Origin of the sequence: Pseudomonas fluorescens (assembly GCF_003732425.1) — a bacterium.
Lineage (GTDB): Bacteria > Pseudomonadota > Gammaproteobacteria > Pseudomonadales > Pseudomonadaceae > Aquipseudomonas > Aquipseudomonas fluorescens_BE.
The window spans coordinates 1378703-1399528 of record NZ_MOBX01000013.1 but is presented as its reverse complement, the minus strand read 5'-3'; the positions used below and the strand labels follow the sequence as shown (position 1 = coordinate 1399528).

Annotated in this window: 21 protein-coding genes and 1 pseudogene; 12 read left to right on the top strand and 10 right to left on the bottom strand. The window is 59.1% G+C overall.

What is annotated here, in order from left to right; all coding sequences use genetic code 11:
- Positions 1–86 precede the first annotated feature (86 nt).
- Both BK670_RS16905 and sthA read left to right on the top strand, forming a co-directional pair.
- Positions 87–1073, top strand: a complete 987-nt coding sequence (locus BK670_RS16905) for an FAD:protein FMN transferase (protein ID WP_185036782.1) — start codon at positions 87–89, stop codon at positions 1071–1073.
- Between the two features lie 197 nt (positions 1074–1270).
- On the top strand, positions 1271–2665 hold the full coding sequence (gene sthA, locus BK670_RS16900; RefSeq protein WP_016986738.1) for a Si-specific NAD(P)(+) transhydrogenase: 1395 nt from the start codon (positions 1271–1273) through the stop codon (positions 2663–2665).
- A gap of 42 nt (positions 2666–2707) precedes the next feature.
- Here the strand turns inward: sthA and BK670_RS16895 are convergent, their stop codons facing one another.
- Together BK670_RS16895 and BK670_RS16890 are read right to left on the bottom strand one after the other, a co-directional pair.
- The gene (locus BK670_RS16895) at positions 2708–3430 is read right to left on the bottom strand and encodes a glycerophosphodiester phosphodiesterase (RefSeq protein ID WP_007910500.1); all 723 of its coding nucleotides are present in this window, start codon (positions 3428–3430) and stop codon (positions 2708–2710) included.
- Between the two features lie 14 nt (positions 3431–3444).
- Positions 3445–4026 (bottom strand): PilZ domain-containing protein, encoded by a 582-nt coding sequence (locus tag BK670_RS16890; protein WP_007910502.1) that lies wholly within the window; start codon positions 4024–4026, stop codon positions 3445–3447.
- Positions 4027–4120: 94 nt separating this feature from the next.
- Between BK670_RS16890 and BK670_RS16885 the strand changes: the two genes are divergently transcribed.
- The 3 genes from BK670_RS16885 to BK670_RS16875 all read left to right on the top strand — a co-directional run bounded on the left by BK670_RS16885 (position 4121) and on the right by BK670_RS16875 (position 7370).
- Positions 4121–5371, top strand: coding sequence for a lipoprotein-releasing ABC transporter permease subunit (locus BK670_RS16885; RefSeq protein WP_123451270.1), 1251 nt, complete (start codon positions 4121–4123; stop codon positions 5369–5371).
- Complete coding sequence (gene lolD, locus BK670_RS16880; protein ID WP_123451267.1) at positions 5364–6062, top strand: lipoprotein-releasing ABC transporter ATP-binding protein LolD; 699 nt, start codon at positions 5364–5366, stop codon at positions 6060–6062. Before BK670_RS16885 ends, lolD begins: the two co-directional genes overlap by 8 nt.
- A 63-nt stretch (positions 6063–6125) precedes the next feature.
- Positions 6126–7370 (top strand): lipoprotein-releasing ABC transporter permease subunit, encoded by a 1245-nt coding sequence (locus tag BK670_RS16875; protein ID WP_123451265.1) that lies wholly within the window; start codon positions 6126–6128, stop codon positions 7368–7370.
- A 170-nt stretch (positions 7371–7540) separates the two neighbouring features.
- Here the strand turns inward: BK670_RS16875 and BK670_RS16870 are convergent, their stop codons facing one another.
- Positions 7541–8890: a heavy metal sensor histidine kinase gene (locus tag BK670_RS16870; protein ID WP_123451263.1), complete on the bottom strand. Its 1350-nt coding sequence runs from the start codon at positions 8888–8890 to the stop codon at positions 7541–7543.
- Positions 8890–9570, bottom strand: a complete 681-nt coding sequence (locus BK670_RS16865; RefSeq protein WP_123451261.1) for a heavy metal response regulator transcription factor — start codon at positions 9568–9570, stop codon at positions 8890–8892. Before BK670_RS16865 ends, BK670_RS16870 begins: the two co-directional genes overlap by 1 nt.
- Before the next feature lie 154 nt (positions 9571–9724).
- On the opposite strand from BK670_RS16865, the gene copI reads away from it, so the two are divergent.
- Together copI and queF are read left to right on the top strand one after the other, a co-directional pair.
- Positions 9725–10258: a copper-resistant cuproprotein CopI gene (copI, locus tag BK670_RS16860; protein ID WP_123451259.1), complete on the top strand. Its 534-nt coding sequence runs from the start codon at positions 9725–9727 to the stop codon at positions 10256–10258.
- Between the two features lie 61 nt (positions 10259–10319).
- Positions 10320–11150 carry an NADPH-dependent 7-cyano-7-deazaguanine reductase QueF gene (gene queF, locus BK670_RS16855; protein WP_123451257.1) on the top strand — a complete coding sequence of 277 codons (831 nt, stop codon included), beginning with the start codon at positions 10320–10322 and terminating at the stop codon, positions 11148–11150.
- Between the two features lie 26 nt (positions 11151–11176).
- Here queF and BK670_RS29980 read toward each other — a convergent pair.
- From BK670_RS29980 to BK670_RS16840, 3 genes and pseudogenes are all read right to left on the bottom strand, one after another.
- A pseudogene (locus tag BK670_RS29980) lies at positions 11177–11263 on the bottom strand (metal ABC transporter ATP-binding protein); the annotation flags it as partial.
- Between the two features lie 74 nt (positions 11264–11337).
- Entirely contained in the window at positions 11338–11601 is a 264-nt protein-coding gene (locus BK670_RS16845; protein ID WP_123451255.1) for a DUF4404 family protein, read from the bottom strand.
- Positions 11602–11709: 108 nt separating this feature from the next.
- Positions 11710–12330, bottom strand: a complete 621-nt coding sequence (locus BK670_RS16840) for an HAD superfamily inactivated hydrolase PcrP (protein WP_123451253.1) — start codon at positions 12328–12330, stop codon at positions 11710–11712.
- A 197-nt stretch (positions 12331–12527) separates the two neighbouring features.
- On the opposite strand from BK670_RS16840, the gene BK670_RS16835 reads away from it, so the two are divergent.
- Positions 12528–13217, top strand: a complete 690-nt coding sequence (locus tag BK670_RS16835; protein WP_123451251.1) for an MlaA family lipoprotein — start codon at positions 12528–12530, stop codon at positions 13215–13217.
- Positions 13218–13269: 52 nt separating this feature from the next.
- Here BK670_RS16835 and BK670_RS16830 read toward each other — a convergent pair whose 3' ends face one another.
- Positions 13270–13569, bottom strand: coding sequence for a PilZ domain-containing protein (locus BK670_RS16830; RefSeq protein WP_123451249.1), 300 nt, complete (start codon positions 13567–13569; stop codon positions 13270–13272).
- Positions 13570–13844: 275 nt separating this feature from the next.
- Here BK670_RS16830 and rssB point away from each other — a divergent pair, with 275 nt between their 5' ends.
- Positions 13845–15026, top strand: coding sequence for a two-component system response regulator RssB (gene rssB, locus BK670_RS16825; protein WP_123451247.1), 1182 nt, complete (start codon positions 13845–13847; stop codon positions 15024–15026).
- Positions 15026–15508, top strand: a complete 483-nt coding sequence (gene rssC, locus BK670_RS16820) for an anti-sigma factor antagonist RssC (protein WP_003226553.1) — start codon at positions 15026–15028, stop codon at positions 15506–15508. The genes rssB and rssC overlap by 1 nt, the downstream gene beginning before the upstream one ends.
- Positions 15509–15713: 205 nt before the next feature.
- Here rssC and tal read toward each other — a convergent pair whose 3' ends face one another.
- Together tal and BK670_RS16810 are read right to left on the bottom strand one after the other, a co-directional pair.
- Positions 15714–16640 (bottom strand): transaldolase, encoded by a 927-nt coding sequence (gene tal / locus BK670_RS16815; RefSeq protein WP_122842791.1) that lies wholly within the window; start codon positions 16638–16640, stop codon positions 15714–15716.
- Between the two features lie 202 nt (positions 16641–16842).
- Complete coding sequence (locus BK670_RS16810) at positions 16843–17799, bottom strand: cellulase family glycosylhydrolase (protein WP_123451245.1); 957 nt, start codon at positions 17797–17799, stop codon at positions 16843–16845.
- A 294-nt stretch (positions 17800–18093) separates the two neighbouring features.
- On the opposite strand from BK670_RS16810, the gene BK670_RS16805 reads away from it, so the two are divergent.
- Both BK670_RS16805 and BK670_RS16800 read left to right on the top strand, forming a co-directional pair.
- Complete coding sequence (locus BK670_RS16805) at positions 18094–18534, top strand: low molecular weight protein-tyrosine-phosphatase (protein WP_123451409.1); 441 nt, start codon at positions 18094–18096, stop codon at positions 18532–18534.
- 39 nt (positions 18535–18573) lie between these two features.
- The gene (locus BK670_RS16800) at positions 18574–20802 is read left to right on the top strand and encodes a polysaccharide biosynthesis tyrosine autokinase (RefSeq protein ID WP_123451243.1); all 2229 of its coding nucleotides are present in this window, start codon (positions 18574–18576) and stop codon (positions 20800–20802) included.
- Positions 20803–20826 lie beyond the last annotated feature (24 nt).

Here is a 20826-nt window from a genome sequence, read left to right as displayed (position 1 = left end):
TGTTGCAGATCCTTTAATTCATAATGGCCGTCGCGGTTTTGCGGAGAGATGAATAATTGTTCACTGGACGGTTACTTGGGCTTGTGATGTTGGCTGGCGGGTTGGCCGGCTGCGGTAATGGTGATGCCATGGAGAGTTTCGGTGGGCCGACCATGGGCAGCACCTATTCGATCAAATACGTGCGCCACACCGGCCTGGCAGATTCCGCGCAAGTTCGCCGGGAAGTGGAAGGCATCCTCGGCGAAGTCGACCGACAACTTTCCACCTACCGCCAGGATTCGGACATTGAGCGCTTCAACGCCTTGCCGGCCAACAGCTGTCAGACAATGCCCGCGCCGGTGCTTGACCTGGTCCGCAAAGGCGAGCAGCTCTCAACGCAAAGCGAAGGTTCCTACGACCTGACCGTCGAACCGCTGATGAATCTCTGGGGATTCGGCCCGCAAGGTCGTGAAGAGAAAGTCCCCGACGCCGCCACACTGGCCGAGGTGATGCAGCGCGTCGGCCACCAGCATCTGCATATCAATGGCGATCAGTTGTGCAAAGACGCCGCCGTCGAAGTCGACTTCAACAGCATCGCCGCCGGTTATGCCGTCGACACCATCGCGGCCCGGCTCGACGCCATGGGCATTCATGATTATCTGGCCGAGGCCACGGGTGAGCTCAAGGCCAAAGGCAAAAAGCTCGACGGCTCGTCTTGGCGTATTGCGCTGGAGGAGCCACGTGACGATCAGCAGGTCGCGGAGCGCATCATCGATGTCGACGGCTACGGTGTTTCCACCTCCGGTGATTACCGCAACTATTTCCTGCAGGACGGCCGACGTTATTCCCACACCTTCGATGCGCGTACCGGTGCACCGGTCCTACACGATCTGGCGTCAGTCACGGTGATTCATCCTTCAGCGTTGATGGCCGATGGACTATCGACGCTGTTGCTGATTCTCGGCCCGGAAAGGGCGTGGGACTATGCCGAAAAACATGACATTGGTGCATTCTTTGTGATTCGTGCCGATACAGGTTTTGTCGTCCGCACCAACACGGCTTTTGAACGCCTTAGTGGCGCAAAAACTGACTGAGAACAATACGAAAGCTGGCGTTGTAGTGCAGGCAAAACTAGCCTACGACGCGACCAAGGGTTAATGTGCGCGGCGTTGACGCTTCTATAGACTGTGTCCGGGTTCTTGATTGACCCCCAATTGTTCCTTCGCGCCGCCGTTCGGCGTGATTTAGCCGCCGGTGCTGCTGGCACCGCGGCCTGTTCTGAGGAGTACGCATGGCTGTCTACAACTACGACGTGGTGGTGCTGGGTTCCGGCCCGGCGGGAGAAGGCGCGGCAATGAACGCCGCCAAAGCAGGGCGCAAGGTCGCGATGGTCGACAGCCGTCGCCAGGTCGGCGGCAACTGCACCCACCTCGGCACCATCCCGTCCAAGGCACTGCGTCACTCGGTGCGGCAGATCATGCAGTTCAACACCAACCCGATGTTCCGGGCGATCGGCGAGCCGCGCTGGTTCTCCTTTCCGGACGTGCTGAAAAGCGCCGAGAAAGTCATTTCCAAGCAAGTCGCTTCGCGTACCGGCTACTACGCCCGTAACCGCGTCGACGTGTTCTTCGGCACCGGCAGCTTCGCCGACGAGCAAACCATTGAAGTGGTTTGCGCTAACGGCGTGGTCGAGAAACTGGTGGCCAAGCACATCATCATCGCCACCGGTTCGCGCCCGTATCGCCCGGCGGACATCGATTTCCACCACCCGCGTATCTACGATAGCGATACCATCCTCAGCCTCAACCACACCCCGCGCAAACTGATCGTTTACGGCGCCGGCGTGATCGGTTGCGAATACGCCTCGATCTTCAGCGGTCTGGGTGTACTGGTCGAGCTGGTCGACAACCGTGGTCAGTTGCTGAGCTTCCTCGACTCGGAAATCTCCCAGGCGTTGAGCTACCACTTCAGCAACAACAACATCACCGTGCGCCACAACGAAGATTACGATCGCGTTGAAGGCGTCGACAATGGTGTGATCCTGCATCTTAAGTCCGGCAAGAAGATCAAGGCCGACGCCTTGCTCTGGTGCAATGGCCGTACCGGTAACACCGACCAGCTCGGTCTGGAGAACATCGGGGTCAAGGTCAACAGCCGTGGCCAGATCGAAGTCGACGAGGCTTACCGCACCTGCGTACCGAACATCTACGGTGCCGGTGACGTGATCGGCTGGCCGAGCCTGGCCAGTGCCGCCCACGACCAGGGCCGTTCGGCCGCTGGCAGCATCGTTGATAACGGCAGCTGGCGCTTCGTCAATGACGTGCCGACCGGCATCTACACCATTCCGGAGATCAGCTCGATCGGCAAGAACGAGCAGGAACTGACCCAGGCCAAAGTGCCGTACGAAGTCGGCAAGGCGTTCTTCAAGAGCATGGCGCGTGCGCAGATCGCCGGCGAGCCGCAAGGCATGCTGAAGATCCTGTTCCACCGTGAAACCCTGGAAGTGCTGGGCGTTCACTGCTTCGGTTATCAGGCGTCGGAGATCGTTCACATCGGTCAGGCGATCATGAGCCAGCCGGGTGAGTTGAATACCCTGAAGTACTTCGTCAACACCACGTTCAACTACCCGACCATGGCCGAAGCCTATCGGGTAGCGGCGTACGACGGCCTCAACCGGCTTTTTTGACGGGCTCCGGCCGGTGGCCTGAGCCGGCCGGGGAGACCGATTTCAGCAATTCTCGAGGGTGGCAGTGGCCAAACCGGGAAAGTCTGTAATCAGGCTGTCAACGCCGAAGTCGGCGAGTCTGCGCATCAGTGCAGGCTCGTTGACGGTCCACACCGACACATGCAGCCCCTGACGCTGCGCCTTCTGCAGGCGTTCCGGCGTACACAGCGTCCAGTTCAACGCCAGAATCTCACAGCCATAGCTGGCCGCGACCTTCAACGGGTCGAGCCAGGCGTATTCGGCGACCAGTCCGCGTGACACATCCGGCACCAGATCCAGCGCCGCTTTCAGCACTTCCCGCGAACTCGAGGTGATCGTCACCTTGTCGAGCAGGCCGTGGCGTTGAGCCATTTCCCGAATCGCCAGCACGGTGGTCGCCGCGCGCGTGCGCGAAGCGCTTTTGACTTCCAGTTGCCAGTGCTCGAAATCGCATTTTTCGAACAACTCTTCCAGGGTCGGAATCGGGCACGGCTTGATCCAGCCCGGGCCGCCCTTACGCGCGTCGTAGGTCACCAGTTCAGCCGCGGTGTGTTCGACGACTTTGCCGCGCCGCTCCGTGGTGCGTTTTAGGGTCGGATCGTGGATGACCATCAACTCGCCGTCCTTGGACAGGTGCAGATCCAGTTCGCAGCGGCGCACGCCGTGCTTGAGACATTCCTGAAAACTGCTCAGGGTGTTTTCCGGTGCTTCGCCCTTGGCGCCGCGGTGGCCGTAGATGAGGGTCACGGTTCTTCCTTAAGTTAAATGCCTGATTCGTTCTGTTCGCGGGCCAGACGTCGTTCCTGGGCCTGCTTCTGCAAAATATAGCGGGCGAGCAACTGGCGCTGGGCATCGGTCAGGTGTTCGAACTCGGTACCGATGTCATAGCCTTCGCCCTTGCGGTCGCAATGGGTGACGCGGGCGCGCAGCAGCAGGCCCAGCGCTTGCGGCATCAGCACCAGTTTCACCGACAGGTGTGCACCGGTGGCAATCGGCGTCGGGTGCTGAAAGTCGATCCCGCCTTCGGAGATGATCACCGGTTGCGGCTCGCCGATATGGCCGAGCACGGTCAGGGCGACCACCTGGCTGAGCAGGTCGATGCGTTTGTTCTGGGATTTCAGGAATGCGGCAATGGCCCGGTCGCGCTCGCTGATCTGGCGCAACAGGTGCTGTGACTCGAATTCGCTCAGGTGCAGTTCGCTGAGCAGGTTGAAGAGCGGGGAAGCATCCTGCAACACTTCCTGGCCTGCGGCTTCGGGAGCAGACAGGGGCCGAATTTCCAGTGCGATCGTGTCCTCGATACGGTAGTATTCGCGGCGATCTTCTTCATCTAATGTCGACATGGCGAACCCATGGTAGCGGCGGTGGTCTGAGTGTAAAGCTGGTTATCGACCCCCGCCACAAGGACGTTCCTTTTCCCTCCGAACAAGCCCCGACATGTTCAGACCTCTCTTCGTATTTATCGGCACGCGTTATACCCGTGCAAAGCGTCGCAATCATTTTGTGTCATTCATTTCCCTGACTTCGATGATCGGGCTCGCCCTGGGCGTGGTCGTGATGATCGTCGTGTTGTCGGTGATGAATGGCTTCGATCATGAGATGCGCACCCGCGTGCTGGGCATGGTGCCCCACGCGACCATTGAATCCACTGACCCCATCAACGATTGGCAAAGCCTGGCGACCCAGGTCAAGCAGAACCCGCAGGTAACGGCGGTAGCGCCGTTCACGCAAATGCAGGGCTTGCTGACCAATAACGGTCAGGTGTCCAAGGTGTTGCTCAACGCCATCGATCCTGCGCTCGAGCGCAATGTGTCGATCATCGACAACTTCATGAAGCAGGGCAAACTCGACGATCTGACGCCGGGCAGCTTCGGCATCGTTATCGGCGACAAGGCTGCGACCAAGCTCGGCGTGGGCATCGGTGACAAGGTCACCTTCGTCGCGCCGGAGGTCAGCGTAACCCCGGCCGGGATGTTCCCGCGCATGAAACGCTTCACGGTAGTCGGCATTTTCCATGTCGGCGCCGGGGAGCTTGATGGCTACCTGGGCGTCACCAACCTGCAGGATCTGGCGAAGATGCACCGCTGGAAGCCTGATCAGGTGCAGGGTATCCGCCTGAAGTTCGATGACCTGTTCCAGGCGCCGCGTGTGGCATGGAACATCGCCCAGCAGCTTGGCGAAGACCACTACTACGCCCGCGACTGGACCCGCACCCACGGCAACCTGTATCAGGCGATCCGTATGGAAAAAGCCATGATCGGCCTGCTGTTGTTGCTGATCGTCGCCGTCGCTGCGTTCAACATCATTTCCACGCTGGTGATGGTGGTCAACGACAAGAAGGGCGACATCGCCATTCTGCGCACACTGGGCGCGACGCCGGGCACGATCATGCGTACGTTCATGGTGCAAGGCACGGTGATCGGTGTGGTCGGCACGGCGATTGGCGCGGTGGTCGGCATTTTCGCCGCACTGAATGTCAGCGCGGCGATTTCGGCACTGGAAGGCCTGATTGGCCACAAGTTCCTTAGTGCTGACGTGTATTTCATTGATTATCTTCCGTCGCAGGTGCAGAGCCAGGATGTGGTCATGGTCTGCGCGGCTGCGTTGGTCCTGAGTTTCCTCGCCACCCTGTATCCAGCCTGGCGTGCCGCGCGCACCCAGCCGGCGGAGGCGCTACGTTATGAGTGAGTCGGGCATGAGTGAACAAGCAATCCTGAGCTGCCGCAACCTGGGCAAATCCTACGAGGAAGGTCCGGAATCGGTAGAAGTACTGGCCGGCCTGCAACTGGAATTACACCCGGGCGAGCGTGTGGCGATCGTCGGCACCTCGGGTTCGGGCAAAAGTACGTTGCTCAACCTGCTCGGTGGTCTGGATACGCCGACCAAGGGCAGCGTCTGGCTCGACGGTGAAGAGCTGTCGGCGCTGAGCGAGAAGAAGCGTGGCCTGCTGCGTAACCGTGCGCTCGGTTTCGTTTACCAGTTCCACCACTTGCTGCCGGAATTCACCGCCCTGGAAAACGTCTGCATGCCGCTGCTGATCGGCAAGACGCCGATCCCGGAAGCCCGTCAGCGCGCCACGGCATTGCTGGAGCGCGTCGGCCTCGGTCATCGTCTGGAGCACAAACCGGCCGAGCTGTCCGGTGGTGAACGTCAGCGTGTGGCCATCGCCCGCGCCTTGGTGAACAAGCCGGGTCTGGTGATGCTGGATGAGCCAACGGGCAACCTCGACTCCCACACTGCCCAGGGCATTCAGGATTTGATGCTGGAACTCAGCACCTCGATGCGCACGGCGTTCCTGGTGGTGACCCACGACATGAACCTGGCTCGCCAGATGGATCGCGTATTGCACCTGCAAGAAGGTCGCCTGACGCCCATCTGATTGGCTGAAACCCGACGTCTGTAAAGGCGTCGGGTCTTTTATTTTTATACGGTGCCCCAGCGAATGTTCAGACCGTTATCGATCTTTATCGGCACGCGCTATACCCGCGCCAAGCGCCGCAATCGCTTTGTTTCGTTCATTTCGATGACCTCGATGATCGGCCTCGCCCTCGGCGTGCTGGCGATGATCGTGGTGTTGTCGGTAATGAACGGCTTCCAGCGCGAAATGAGCTCGCGCATCCTCGGCATGGTGCCCCACGCGACCATCGTTGGCGTCAAGCCGATCGATGACTGGCAGCCGGTGGCCGCCGCCGCGATGAAAAATCCTGAAGTGACTGCCGCCGTGCCGTTCACTGAGATGGAAGGCATGCTGTCCTACAAGGGCTTGATGCAGCCGATCCAGATCAGCGGCGTCGATCCTGCGCAGGAAGGCAAGGTGTCGATTGTTGCCCAGCACATCGTCCAGGGGCGCCTGGATGCCTTGAAACCCGGCGAGTTCGGCGTGGTGATTGGCGAAATCACCGCCCGCCGTTTCCGTCTCAATGTTGGCGACAAGATCACCCTGATCGTCCCGGAAGTCAGTACCGCGCCGGGCGGGATCACCCCGCGTATGCAGCGTCTGAACGTGGTCGGCGTGTTCAAGGTTGGCGCTGAACTGGACGGCTCCATGGGCCTGATCCACGTGGCTGATGCGGCGACCATGCAGCATTGGGAACCGAATCAGGTGCAGAGCGTGCGTCTGGCGGTCAAGGATCTGTACGCCGCGCCGAAAGTCTCCTCGGACATCGCCGCCGGTTTGGGCGCCGAGTTCAGGGCCGACGACTGGACCCACACCCAGGGCAGTCTGTTCAGCGCGATGAAAATGGAAAAAACCATGATCGGCCTGCTGTTGCTGATGATCGTCGCGGTGGCGGCGTTCAACATCATCGCGACCCTGATCATGGTGGTGAACGACAAGGGCGCGGACATCGCGATCCTGCGCACGATCGGTGCCACGCCACGACAGATCATGGCGATCTTCATGGTCCAGGGCACGGTGATCGGCATTGTCGGCACCATCATTGGCGGCGTGCTTGGCGTGATTGCGGCGCTGAATGTCAGTGAGCTGGTTGGTTGGGTCGAGCGGGTGACCGGGCAGCATATCTTCAGTTCGGATGTGTATTTCGTCAGCAATCTGCCTTCTGAATTGCAGGGCGGGGATGTGCTGTTGATTTGCTCGGCGGGCTTTATTCTGAGCTTCCTGGCGACGGTGTATCCGGCCTGGCGGGCGGCGAAGATCGAGCCGGCTCACGCCCTGAGATATTCGTAAGCCTCTCGACCGCCATCGCTAGCAGGCTAGCTCCCACAGGGGATTTGCATACGACACAGATCCAGTGTGGTGATGGCTCCACACTGGATTGAGTTGAACCACAGATTTTCGGTCAGCACTGATCCAGTGTGGGAGCGAGCCTGCTCGCGAAAGGGTCAGCGCTGCCAGCCTCAATCTCCCTTGGGCAACTCAATCACAAACCGCGTCCATCCCGCCTCTGATTCGCAATGAATCTGCCCGCCATGGGCGCGGATGATCGACTGAGTAATCGCCAACCCCAACCCCGCATGCTCACTGCTGCCTTCCTGCCGCGCCGGATCCGCCCGATAAAACCGGTCGAACAAGCGTGGCAGCAGCTGCGCAGAAATCCCCTCGCCACTGTTTTCGATTGAAACGCGCACAGCGCTCGGTTGATCAACGATCCGCAAGCTCAGATAGCCCTCAGCCGGGGTAAAGCGCAGCGCGTTATCCAGCAAATTCGACAAGGCCCGGCGCAACATACTGCGATCACCCTCGATCCGCGCCTTGCCCTCTCGGCTCAGTTTGACCTTGGCGTCCTCCGCCAGCGGTGCAAAAAACTCCAGCAACACATCGCTCTCATCGGCCAGTTCCAGCGGTTCACGCTTGGGCATCAGCAAACCGTGGTCAGCCTTGGCCAGATACAACATGTCGTTGACCAGTTGCGCCATCCATTGCAGCTCTTCGAGGTTGCTGTGCAGCGCTTCGCGGTAATCCTCGATCGGCCGGGGGCGGGTGAGGGTGACTTGAGTGTGGGTGAGCAGGTTCGACAGCGGTGTGCGCAGTTCATGGGCGATGTCGGCGGAAAACGCCGAGAGGCGCTGAAACGAGTCGTCGAGGCGTGCGAGCATGGCATTGAAGCTGTGGGCCATTTCCGCAAGCTCGGGCGGCATTTGCGCTTCCGGCAGTCGGGCATTCAACGATTGTGCGGAAATCCCACGGGCAACTGCACTCATGCGCCGCAACGGACGCAAGCCGCTGCGGGCAGCCCAGGCGCCGAGCAAGGCCGTGGCCAGCGCCGAGAGGCCGACGGTCAGCCAGATCAGGTGCTGCATGCGTTGCAGGAAGTGTTGGTGATGGGTGATGTCCAGCAGCAAGGTCAATTGCGGCGACTCGGCCTTGTCGGGGTAGAGCGGGGCGTTGAGCACGCGATAGTCCGTGCCGGCGTGACTGATGGTCGACAGGCCGGATTGTGACGGCAAATCCTCGGGGATCTGCGTCGAACTGTCGTACCAGCGTTGGCCGTCGCGGCCGGTGATGCGCAGCGACAGATCGGCCTGACGGCTCAGCTCATCCGCCAGCCGCGCCTCGCGTTGACCGGGTTGAACATCCTGCAGGGCGCGGCGCAGGCCGATCAGCCTGGCATCCAGTTGTTGCTGGTCGAGTTCGATGAAGTGCGCTTCGCTGGCGCGATTGAACAGCACGCCGGCGAACAGTGAAACCACCGCAGTGCACGCAGCAAACAACAAGGCCAGGCGCGAACTGAGGGACAGCCGGCGCATCAGGCGCCACGCTCTTCGAGCACGTAACCCATGCCGCGCACGGTGTGGATCAGTTTGTTGGGGAACTCATCGTCGATCTTCAGGCGCAAACGGCGGATCGCCACTTCGATGACATTGGTGTCGCTGTCGAAATTCATATCCCAGACCTGTGAGGCGATCAGCGATTTCGGCAGCACTTCGCCTTGGCGACGCAGGAGCATTTCCAGTAGCGCGAATTCCTTGGCGGTCAGGTCGATGCGCTGGCCACTGCGTTCGACCCGGCGGCGAATCAGGTCCAGGCGCAGATCGGCCAATTGCAGGCTGGTTTCCTGTGGTGTGGCGCTGCCGCGACGCAACAGGCTGCGCACCCGCGCCAGCAGTTCGGAGAAGGCAAACGGTTTGACTAGATAGTCGTCGGCGCCCAGTTCGAGGCCATGAACCCGGTCTTCCACAGCGTCTTTCGCCGTCAGAAAAAGTACCGGCGTTTCCAGCCCGGCGTTGCGCACCGCTTGCAGGATCTGCCAGCCACTGCGCCCCGGCAGCATCACATCAAGGATCAGCAGCGCGTAATCGCCGCTCAGTGCCAGTTGCTGACCGCTGTTGCCGTCGGCCACCAGTTCCGTGTTGAAGCCGGCCTCGGTCAGGCCCTGGCGCAGGTATTGGCCGGTTTTTGCTTGGTCTTCGACGATCAACAATTTCATGGGCGACTCGGGTGGTAGTAACTAAGGCTTTATACCGTGAGCGCGTGCGGTGAGCGCCAACCTGACAAAGTTGTAATCTGCCTGTCAGGTAGATGCCAGCGCAGGCCGGCTAAAGTTTCCCACAGGCTGAACCTTATCTTGTTGGAGAACGACCATGTTTTTACGCCAATTCCTGACGTTGGCTGCCTGTCTGTTGGCGCTGAGTTCGCCAGTGTGGGCCGCGCCAGCTCACACCTACGATTTTGGCCAGCCAGCACCGGCCGCCAAAGCCACGCGCAGCATTGAGGTGGTAATGGGCGATATGTCCTTCGATCCCAAGGCCATTCAGATCAAGGCCGGTGAGACGGTTCGTTTTGTCCTGGTGAATAAAGGCCAGTTGTTGCACGAATTCAACCTCGGTGACGCGGCGATGCATGCCCAGCACCAGCAGGAAATGTTGCAGATGCAGCAAAGCGGCATGCTTACGCCCTCCGGCATGAAAGAAATGTCCCACGATATGGCCGGCATGGATCACGCAGCGATGGGCCATGGCATGAAGCACGACGACCCGAACAGCGTGCTGGTCGAGCCGGGCAAAACTGCTGAGCTGACCTGGACGTTCAGCAAGGCCACCCGCCTGGAATTTGCCTGCAATATTCCCGGGCATTATCAGGCCGGCATGGTCGGCAAACTGACTGTCAGTCAGTAAGCACTCAAAGGCGCGGGCAAAGGCTGGTAGAATCCGCTGATTCTTCAGTCAGGTTTCCGCCATGCATCCCGCAGCCGAACATTCGCCGCTGGGCAAATCCAGCGAATACATCGCCACGTACACGCCGTCCTTGCTGTTCCCGATTCCGCGCACCGCGAAATGGGCCGAGCTGGGCCTGACCGCCGACACCCTGCCGTATAAAGGTGTGGATTTCTGGAACTGCTTCGAGCTGTCGTGGCTGCTGCCTTCGGGCAAGCCGGTGGTGGCGATCGGCGAATTCAGCATTCCGGCGGATTCGCCGAATATCATCGAGTCGAAGTCGTTCAAGTTGTACCTGAACTCGCTGAACCAGACGCCGTTTGCCGACGTTGCGAGCCTGGAAGCGACGCTGGTCAAGGATTTGTCCGCCGCCGCCGGCAAACCGGTGGGCGTGCGGGTTCGCAGCCTGAAGGACGTTGAAGCCGAAGGCGTCGTGGCGTTGCCCGGCGTGTGCATTGATGATCTGGATATCAGCGTCAGCAACTACGAGCATCCACGACCGGAACTGCTGCGTTGCGATGAGTCGCGGATTGTCGAGGAGAGCGTGCACAGCCATCTGCTCAAATCCAACTGCCCGGTAACCAGTCAACCGGACTGGGGCAGTGTGGTGGTGGAGTACCGTGGTTCGGCACTGGATCACGCCAGTTTGCTGGAGTACATCGTCAGCTTCCGTCAGCACTCAGACTTCCATGAGCAATGTGTGGAGCGGATTTTCCTCGACCTGCAGCGTTTGTTGAAACCAGAAAAACTGACGGTATTTGCACGTTATGTGCGTCGCGGTGGCCTGGACATCAACCCGTACCGCAGCACTGAAAGCGTACAACTGCCGAACCATCGGTTGGTACGCCAATAAAGATCCAGAATGTGCGATATCCAATGTGGGAGCGAGCCTGCTCGCGAATGCGGTGTGTCATTCAAGGATGATGTCGATTGACACGACGCCTTCGCGAGCAGGCTCGCTCCCACAGGGGCTGTGTTTCAAGTCCGGAAATGAAAAAGCCCTGCCAGTGATGGCAGGGCTTTTTGCGTTTCTGTGGGAATCAGATCCCCATGCTACCTAGCGCATTAACAATATTGCGCAGAGTGCCGGCAATGGCCGGGTGTTCGACTTCGAAGCGTTCGACCGCGAGGTTCACGCCGTCGGCGATGCTGACGTCTTGCGTGGCAGTCTCCAGTTGAATTTCGGATTCAATCTGCGCCATCAGCGCATGCAAATCCTCACGCTCGGCTTCCGACAGTGGCGGATTCTGCTCCAGCTGCTCGCGCAGGGTATCGAGCTGTTTTTGCAGTTCTTGGGCGGGCATGGTGTTTTCCTTTTATCAATAGGCACTGGCATTGACCGCAGCCGCGCGCCAAAGGTCTATGGCTGACCTTTAGATTAATCCACTCCCGGCAAACCTGCATGATCCCGATCAGGGCTTTTCGCCTTTGAGGCGGCGCAGGCTGATGTCCGCCAGGCAGGTGTCGAGTTCGCCCAGATGATCGATCACCGAGTGCACGCCCAGCCCGAATAACTGCACGGTGGCCTTGCCACGCAGGTGTTCGCGTTCTTTCTGGCTCAAGGCTTGCCATTCGTGGGGGGCCACGCCGCACAGTGAGCCGCAAGAGGCAAGGCCGATGGTCCACAGCCCGGCGTTCAGGCCGGCCTGCAACAGGCGTGGTTCGCCACTGACCAGCACGCAGCCGTCTAGGCTGCCGACGTTCAAGTCCATCAAGGCTTGCCAGCAGGCGTTCGGGGCGGGCCATGGGTTGATTGTTGCCGAATGTTGCACTGGTTTGATCCACGCCGGCAGTGAGGCCGATAAGGCTTGCGCGAGGGGCGTGGGCAGTTCATCCAGCCAGGCGCAGGGAATCTGCTGACGCTGCAGGCTGCGCAGGCTGTCGAGTGCGCCCGGTGTCGCCTCGGCATGCTCGGGCAGGGCGATCGTCTGTTGCCGGGCGCGGGCGCCGAAATCCACCAGACAGCCGCTGAGTCCAAACAGTACGGCCGTCAGGCTGGGCGCGGCGACGGGCAAGGTTTCGGCGTGTGTCATGGCAACGTCCCTGAAATAACGATCAGGCTAGGGTGTGTCGGTGACAGTTGGATGACAGCTGTGTGAAGGGCGACGCGCGAAGCGTCCTACAGACTGCTTCATTGCGCAGACTGTCCAAACGGGCTTTTGCGCTTATACTAGCGACCGAATACCCGGACCCAGAGGTCCGCGACAGTACAATTCCAAGGAGTTTTTCTATGCGCTGGAGCAATCCGCTCGCTCAGCTTTGTGTATGTGCCGGCCTGTTGCTGGCCCCGTTTGCCTCTCAGGCGGCAACGGAAGAAGACCCTTGGGAAAGCGTCAACCGTCCGATCTTCCAGTTCAACGACTTCGTCGACACCTACGCGCTGAAGCCATTGGCGCAGGGCTATGAGTTCGTTACACCGCAGTTTCTCGAAGACGGCATTCACAACATGTTCCGCAACGTCGGTGACGTCACCAACCTTGCCAACAATATCCTGCAGGCCAAACCGGCTGCCGCGGGTGTCGACACGGCACGTCTGATCTTCAACACCACCTTCGGTCTGCTCGGCTTCTTCGACGTCGGCACCAAAATGGGCCTGAACCGCAGCGATGAAGACTTCGGTCAGACCCTCGGTTACTGGGGCGTCGGCAGCGGTCCGTATGTAATGCTGCCATTACTCGGCCCAAGCACCCTGCGTGATGCGCCGTCGAAATACGTCGACGGCTACACCGGTATGTACCACTACATCGACGACGTACCTGCGCGTAACTCGATCTTCGGTCTGAACATCGTCGACACCCGCGCCAGCCTGCTGTCGAGCGAGAAACTGATCAGCGGCGACAAGTACACATTTATCCGCAACGCTTACTTGCAGAACCGCGAGTTCAAAGTGAAGGATGGCCAGGTTGTAGACGATTTTTAATCTCGACCGGTAAAAAGAAAGGCGACCTCAGGGTCGCCTTTTTTGTATGTAGCTATTTCATCTCCAGAATGGTCAGACCGAGCCTCTGGCTGTCGCCGTCCTGCGCCTTGACCCAGACCACTTCGGTCTCGGCTTCAAGGCCGCTGAGCGCCGCATGGTCTGAATCGATGCGCACGCTCAGACGGTCACCGACCGCGAACTGGCGCGGCGCTTCGACCTGCATGCCGCTGCTGGAGAGATCAATGCACACCCCTGAAATCTGATCGCCTGCATGAATCAACACGACATCGGCATCGACCCGCATGCGGATGAAATCGCGCTTTTCGCTGTAGTCCCGACCGGTTTGACTCATAGGTTCGTCCTTCCATTGGGTTACGGTTTGAGCCGTTCTTATAACTCTCGGTGATTTGACAAGTAAAGTCGTCAAGCGACCATCGGCGCATGCTTGAAACGCTCTGCGGATGGGAGTACCGTCTGCGCCTTAGAAGGGCACCTCTGGTGTAACCGCGTTTGCAGCCAATGCTCGAAAGCGGTGCAGTAGAGAGGCTAGAAAGCGAATCCAGTAGTCTGCGCAGGGCCCGATGCCCCGCCAACTACGCCAACCTAATTCTGGCGCCGTTTGCCCACATGCCAAAAACCAGTGCCACGCTGCTGATAATCGATGATGACGAAGTAGTGCGCGCGAGCCTCGCGGCCTATTTGGAAGACAGTGGTTTCAGCGTCCTGCAGGCCAGCAACGGCCAACAGGGTCTTCAGGTATTCGAGCAAGAAAAGCCCGACTTGGTCATCTGCGATCTGCGCATGCCGCAGATGGGCGGTCTCGAACTGATCCGTCAGGTCACCGAGCTGTCACCGCAGACACCGGTGATCGTGGTGTCGGGTGCCGGTGTAATGAACGACGCGGTCGAGGCCCTGCGCCTGGGCGCGGCGGATTACCTGATCAAGCCTCTCGAAGATCTGGCTGTGCTCGAGCACTCCGTGCGCCGGGCCCTGGATCGTGCGCGCCTGCTGGTGGAAAATCAGCGCTACCGCGAGAAGCTGGAAAAGGCCAATCGCGAGCTTGAGGCCAGCCTGAACCTGCTCCAGGAAGACCAGAACGCCGGTCGCCAGGTGCAGATGAACATGTTGCCGGAAAGCCCGTGGAGCATCGACGAGTTCAAGTTCGCGCACCAGATCATCCCGTCGTTGTACCTGTCGGGTGATTTTGTCGACTATTTCCGGGTCGACGAGCGCCGGGTCGCGTTTTACCTGGCGGACGTATCCGGGCATGGCGCCTCTTCAGCCTTCGTCACCGTGCTGCTGAAATTCATGACCACGCGCTTGCTGTTCGAATCCAAGCGCAACGGCACATTGCCGGAATTCAAGCCTTCGGAAGTCCTTGGTCATATCAACCGGGGGCTGATCAGTTGTAAGCTGGGTAAACACGTCACAATGGTCGGTGGAGTCATCGACGAGGAGACCGGTTTGTTGACCTATAGCATCGGCGGCCATCTGCCGTTGCCTGTGTTGTACACGCCTGACAGTGTTCGTTATCTCGAAGGACGTGGTCTGCCGGTGGGCCTCTTCAATGAAGCCACCTACGAAGATCACGTGCTTGAGCTGCCGCCGACGTTCAGCCTGACGCTGATGTCTGATGGCATTCTGGATCTTTTACCAGAACCTACGCTCAAAGAAAAAGAAGCTGCTTTGCCCGAGCGGGTGAAGTCGGCGGGCGGCAGCCTGGATGGTCTGCGGCAAGTGTTTGGATTGGCCACGCTAGGGGAGATGCCGGATGATATCGCCCTGTTGGTGTTGAGCAGGAATCTTTAATGAGTACCGGTAGAATCCAGTTCGCCGAGCAGGACGGCACCTTCGTCCTGAAGTTCGTCGGTGAAGTTCGCCTGACCCTGTGTTCGGCGTTGGATGCGACTATTGAGAAAATCTTCACCGCGCTGAATTTCAACGCGATCGTGATCGATTTGACCGAAACCCGCAGCATCGACAGCACGACATTGGGCCTGCTGGCCAAACTGTCGATCCTGTCGCGGCAGAAGGTCGGCCTGTTGCCGACCGTCGTCACCACCCACGAAGACATCACCCGGCTGCTGCAGTCGATGGGTTTCGAGCAGGTGTTCAACATCGTCAACCACCCGGTGCCATGCCCGGAGTGCCTGGATGACCTGCCGGATCAGGACCAGTCGGAAGAAGTGGTGCGGATCAAGGTGCTTGAAGCGCACAAGATCCTCATGGGCCTGAACGACTCCAATCGTGAAGCGTTCCATGACCTGGTCAATGCCCTGGAGCGGCATTAAGTGATGTCGGGCCTGCTGGCCCCATCGCTAGCAGGCTAGCTCCCACAGATTTTTCATTCGACTCACCATTGTGATCTCCCCACAAATCCCCTGTGGGAGCTAGCCTGCTAGCGATTTGCGGTGGCAAATGCCCCCCGATTCTCCGGCACAAACAAAAAGGGCGAACCCTCACAGGTTCGCCCTTTTTGCATTTCGCTAACTCAAATCACAGCTTGGCCTGCAACAGCGCCTCAAGCTTCTCCTGGTCGCGAGCGAACTGACGAATGCCCTCAGCCAGTTTCTCGGTGGCCATTGCATCTTCGTTGGACAACCAGCGGAATTGCGCTTCATTGAGGCTCAGACGGGCTTCACCGGCGTTGCCCGGTGCCAGTTTGCGCTCCAGCTTGCCGGTATCGGCCGCCAGCTTGTCGATCAGGTCCGGGCTGATGGTCAGGCGGTCGCAGCCGGCCAGTTGCTCGATCTGGTTGAGGTTGCGGAAGCTCGCGCCCATGACCACGGTCTTGTAGTCATTGGACTTGTAGTAGTTGTAGATGCGGGTGACCGACTGCACGCCCGGATCATCAGCGCCGGTGTAGTCGTTGCCGTTGGCCTTCTTGTACCAATCGTAGATGCGGCCCACGAATGGCGAAATCAGGAACACACCCGCGTCAGCGCAGGCGGCGGCCTGAGCGAAGGAGAACAGCAGGGTCAGGTTGGTCTGGATGCCTTCCTTCTCCAGCACTTCGGCGGCGCGGATGCCTTCCCAGGTCGAGGCGATCTTGATCAGTACGCGGTCACGGCCAACGCCGGCCTTGTCGTACAGCTCGATCAAGCGATGCGCGCGTTTCAGCACGGCATCTTTGTCGAACGACAGACGCGCATCCACTTCAGTGGAGATACGGCCCGGGATCACTTTGAGAATTTCCTGGCCGACTGCGACGCCGAAACGGTCGCTGGCCAGGCCGACATCGCCTTTGCAGTCGCTGACGCAAGCATTCAGCAGTTCGGCGTAGGCCGGAATGGCTGCCGCTTTGAGCAGCAGGGACGGGTTGGTGGTGGCGTCGACCGGTTTGACTCGGGCGATCGCTTCGAAGTCGCCGGTGTCGGCAACCACGGTGGTGAATTGTTTGAGTTGTTCCAGCTTGGAAGTCATGGGCGTGCTCTGTCCTATGGGTCTGATGACATTACCCGAGCGCTGACAGCCACTCAAGGGTAGGTGCGTGTATCGATGGCCCCTGCGGCAACAACCTGAAAACAATTGTTTGAAAGGCGGGGCGAGGTATCGATGAATACGATGCCAAAACAGCCAACAGGTTCAAAGCAACCGACCTGCGTACGGGCCGGTTGTGCATGTGCTACTGGGCGTTCAACAAGGCTTCGACCGACATGCGCGCCGGTTTTGGCTGGCCGTCCGAGGTCAGCAGGCCAAAGTTCTTCTCGCGATCGTTGCTGCCGGAATCACTGTTCTTCCATTCATAGATGGAGGTCAGCGGGATCTTGAGTTTTTTAACATCGCCAATAAACGCGTTGATCTTGCTCGCTTGCCCTTCAGGCCCGCCATTGGAGCCGAGCGCCGAGATGCCCCATTCACTGATGACCCCGGGCAGATGGAAGTTCTGCTGAATGAAGTTCTGCGCGTTGCTGATCTGCGTGGCGGTCATGCCGTAGGGGTGATAGGACACGGCGCTCAGGCATTTGGGGTATTCGCTGACGATGCGGTTCAGCGCCACGGTGGAAGCCGAGCCTGCGCTAGGCGGGCGGGCGAAGCCGTAACCGATCACCGGCGTCGATGGCGGCTGCTCCTGCAGCGCCTTGCACACGCCGCTCATGAACGGCACAAACGTGGTGTCGAAATTGCGCGTCGGCCAATAGGTTTCCAGATCGGGTTCATTCCACAACTCGATCGCCACCAGTTGCGCGCTGTACGACTGTTGCAGCCCGGTCACGGCTTTAGCGAAGCCTTCACCGGCAGTGGTCAGCTCGGTGCTCGAGGTGGCCGGCAACGGCTTGATCGCGCGGACCGTCAGTAACACCGGCAGGCCTGCAGACTGGGCTGCTGCAAAGGCATCGCTGACCTGTTTCTGATAAGCCTTGGCCGTCAGGCTGTCGCTCCACACACCGAAGCGGACAAAACCGAAGCCGGCCGATTTGATCTGCGCGGCGTCGGCGGCTGTGAAGTTCTGGATCTTCACTTGTACGCCGATGTTCTTGGCCGGAAGGTTGGGAAACAGTTCGCTGGCGTGAACCTGAGTCGTCGCGCCTGCCACCATCAGTGCCAATGCGCCAAGATTTTTGAGATGTACTGATTTCATGTCTGCTCTCCCGAAGAGAAGTGACAACTGCGAATAAATGATCTCTTTTCTCAAGTTTCGAGTGAGGTGCTGGCACTTAGTGCGCGAATGTTATTTTTTGTCGGAAAACCCGTGCTCGAAAATCACAGTTATTTTTAGTCCGCTAATTGTGGTTGGGGAGCTTTTAAACGCTGTGGTACTTAATACTTCGGTACTAACAGGGCGAATCTATTTCTGAGTGAAAAAAGATCTTGAGGGTTCATTCAAATGCTCTCGGGATGTTGGCCGTTTGACATTACACAGGAAAGTAAAACCTTGTTCAGAAAGATCCTTGTTGTCTGCGTGGGCAATATATGCCGGAGTCCGACGGCAGAACTGTTGTTGCGTAACGCGTTAGGTTCCGCGGCCATCACGGTGACGTCCGCAGGTCTTGCTGCCCGAGTCGGTGAAGGCGTCGAGGCTTCGGCCCGGCAGGTTCTCGAAGACCATGGGCACAGCGCCGAAACGTTCAAGGCACGGCAACTGACCGCGGACATCGTCAATGACTCAGACCTGATTCTGGTCATGGAAAAACAGCATGTTAATCAAGTACTGAAGATTGCCTCTCACGCCAGAGGCAAAGTGTTTCTGCTCGGCAAGTGGCAGAGCGAGCGCGAAATACAAGACCCGTATCGTCAAGGCAAGGCCGCTTTTATTCATGCCCATGCATTGATTGAAGATGCTGTTAGTTCATGGGCACAGCGCCTCGGGCATTGATAAATATTCTTCAGATCAGTGAATGGTAAGAACAGACTTATGCAGTTACCGTCAGTAATCGGCACCCGTGACAACGATCAAGACAGTATTGATCTGCTCGGCATATTTGGCAGCCTGATCGACCAGAAATGGTTGATCGGTGCACTGACCGGGGCCTTTATGGTCACCGGCGTGGCCTATGCGGTTTTGGCCACGCCCGTGTACCTGGCGAATGCGCTGGTACAGGTCGAGCCGAAAAAGAACGACATGCTCGGGTTTTCCGACCTCAACAGCATGCTCGGTGGGCAATCGCCATCGGTGACCGAAATCGGCATCATCAAATCCCGCGCAGTGATCGGCAAAACCGTCGACGACTTGCGCCTGGACATCGATGTCACCCCCAACACCTTCCCGATGATTGGCGGCTTTCTCGCGCGGCGTTATCGCGGCGAGACCGAGACCAGTGTCGCGGCGCCGCGTTTCGGCTTGAACAGTTACGCCTGGGGCGGTGAGCGCCTGGAGTTTGCCCGGCTCAATCTGCCTAAAGAGCTGTTGGGCAAAAAGCTCAGCCTGATCGCTGGCGAACAGAAGCGCTTCCAGTTGCTCGATGACAACGACAACCTGCTGGTTGAAGGGATCGCCGGCGAAGCGTTTGCGCAGGACGGTGTAGAAGGGCAGATCACTCAGTTGCTGGCCAACCCCGGCACGCGTTTCGAAGTGGTGCGCAATCCACGGATCGTGACGATTCAGGGTTATCAGGACGCGCTGGATATCTCCGAGCAGGGTAAGGAGTCGGGGATTATCAAACTGGCGCTAGCCAGCAGCGACGCCGCTGAAGCGGTGAAAATCCTCAACAAGATTGCCGCGCTGTACGTCGATCAGAACGTGCGCCGCACCTCGGCGGAAGCGGCGCAGAGCCTGGCCTTTCTGCAAAGCCAGTTGCCCCAGGTCAAGCGTGATCTGGCCAAGTCCAGCGATGCGCTGAACGTCTACCAGACCCACGGCAAGACCGTGAACATCTCGCTGGAAACCCAGTCGGTGCTCGGTCAGTCGGTGGCGCTGGAAACGCGAATTTCCGAGCTGAAAATGCAGCAGGCGGAGATGGACCGCAAATTCACCAAACAGCACCCGGCCTATCGCGCGTTGATGAGCCAGATCGGCGAGCTGACCCAGCAACAGAAGTCGCTGGAAGGCAAGGTTGGCGATTTGCCCGCCACGCAACAGGAGTTGCTCAACCTGACCCGCGATGTCGAAGTGGCCTCGCAGATCTACACGCAACTGCTGAACAAATCCCAGGAGCTGGACATCGTCCGCGCCGGTGCCGTCGGTAACGTGCGTCTGGTCGACGCGGCGGACGTTGACCTGACCAGCCCGGTCAAACCGAAAAAAGCTCTGATCGTGCTGATTGCTACCTTCCTCGGTGCCTTCGTCGGCGTGGCGCTGGTGCTGCTGCGCAAATCCCTGAGCCGTGGTCTGGAAGGTCCCGAAGCCATCGAGCAGCTCGGTTTGCCGGTGTACGCGTCGATTCCGTACAGCGCCTTGCAGGATGAAGAAGACAACAAAAAGGGGCGCGCCCGCGACGGCGTCGACAAACCGGCGTACCTGCTGGCCCTGCGTAATCCCACGGATCTGTCGATCGAATCGATCCGCAGCTTGCGCACCTGCCTGCACTTCGCCGGGCTTGATTCAACCAACAACCGCATCATGATTTCCGGGCCGAGCCCGCAAGTCGGCAAGACCTTCGTCTCGTCCAACCTCGCCGCGGTCATGGCTTTGAGCGGTCAGCGTGTGGTGCTGATCGATGCCGACATGCGCAAAGGCCACCTGCACAAAACCCTCAACACACCGATCACCAACGGTTTGTCCGATCTGCTGGTCAAGCGCTGCAGCATCGATCAGGCGATCAACAAGATCGAAATCGACAACCTGCACTTCATCAGTCGCGGCCAGGTGCCGCCGAATCCTTCCGAACTGTTGATGCACGCCAATTTCCGCGAACTGCTGGCGGAACTGAGCGAGCGCTACGACCTGGTGATCATCGATACGCCGCCGCTGCTGGCGGTGACCGATGCGGCGATCGTTGGCCGTGAAGCCGGGATCAGCCTGATCGTCACGCGCTTCGGGGTGAACCCGGCCAAAGAGATCGAACTGACCATCCGCCGCTTCGCGCAGAACGGCATCGAGTTGAAAGGTGCGGTGTTCAACGGCGTCGAGAAGCGCGCGGCCAGCTACTACGGCAACGGCGGCTACGGCTATTACAACTACGAATACGCATCCGACAAATCCTGAGTCTTGGCGATTGTTCATTCTGTT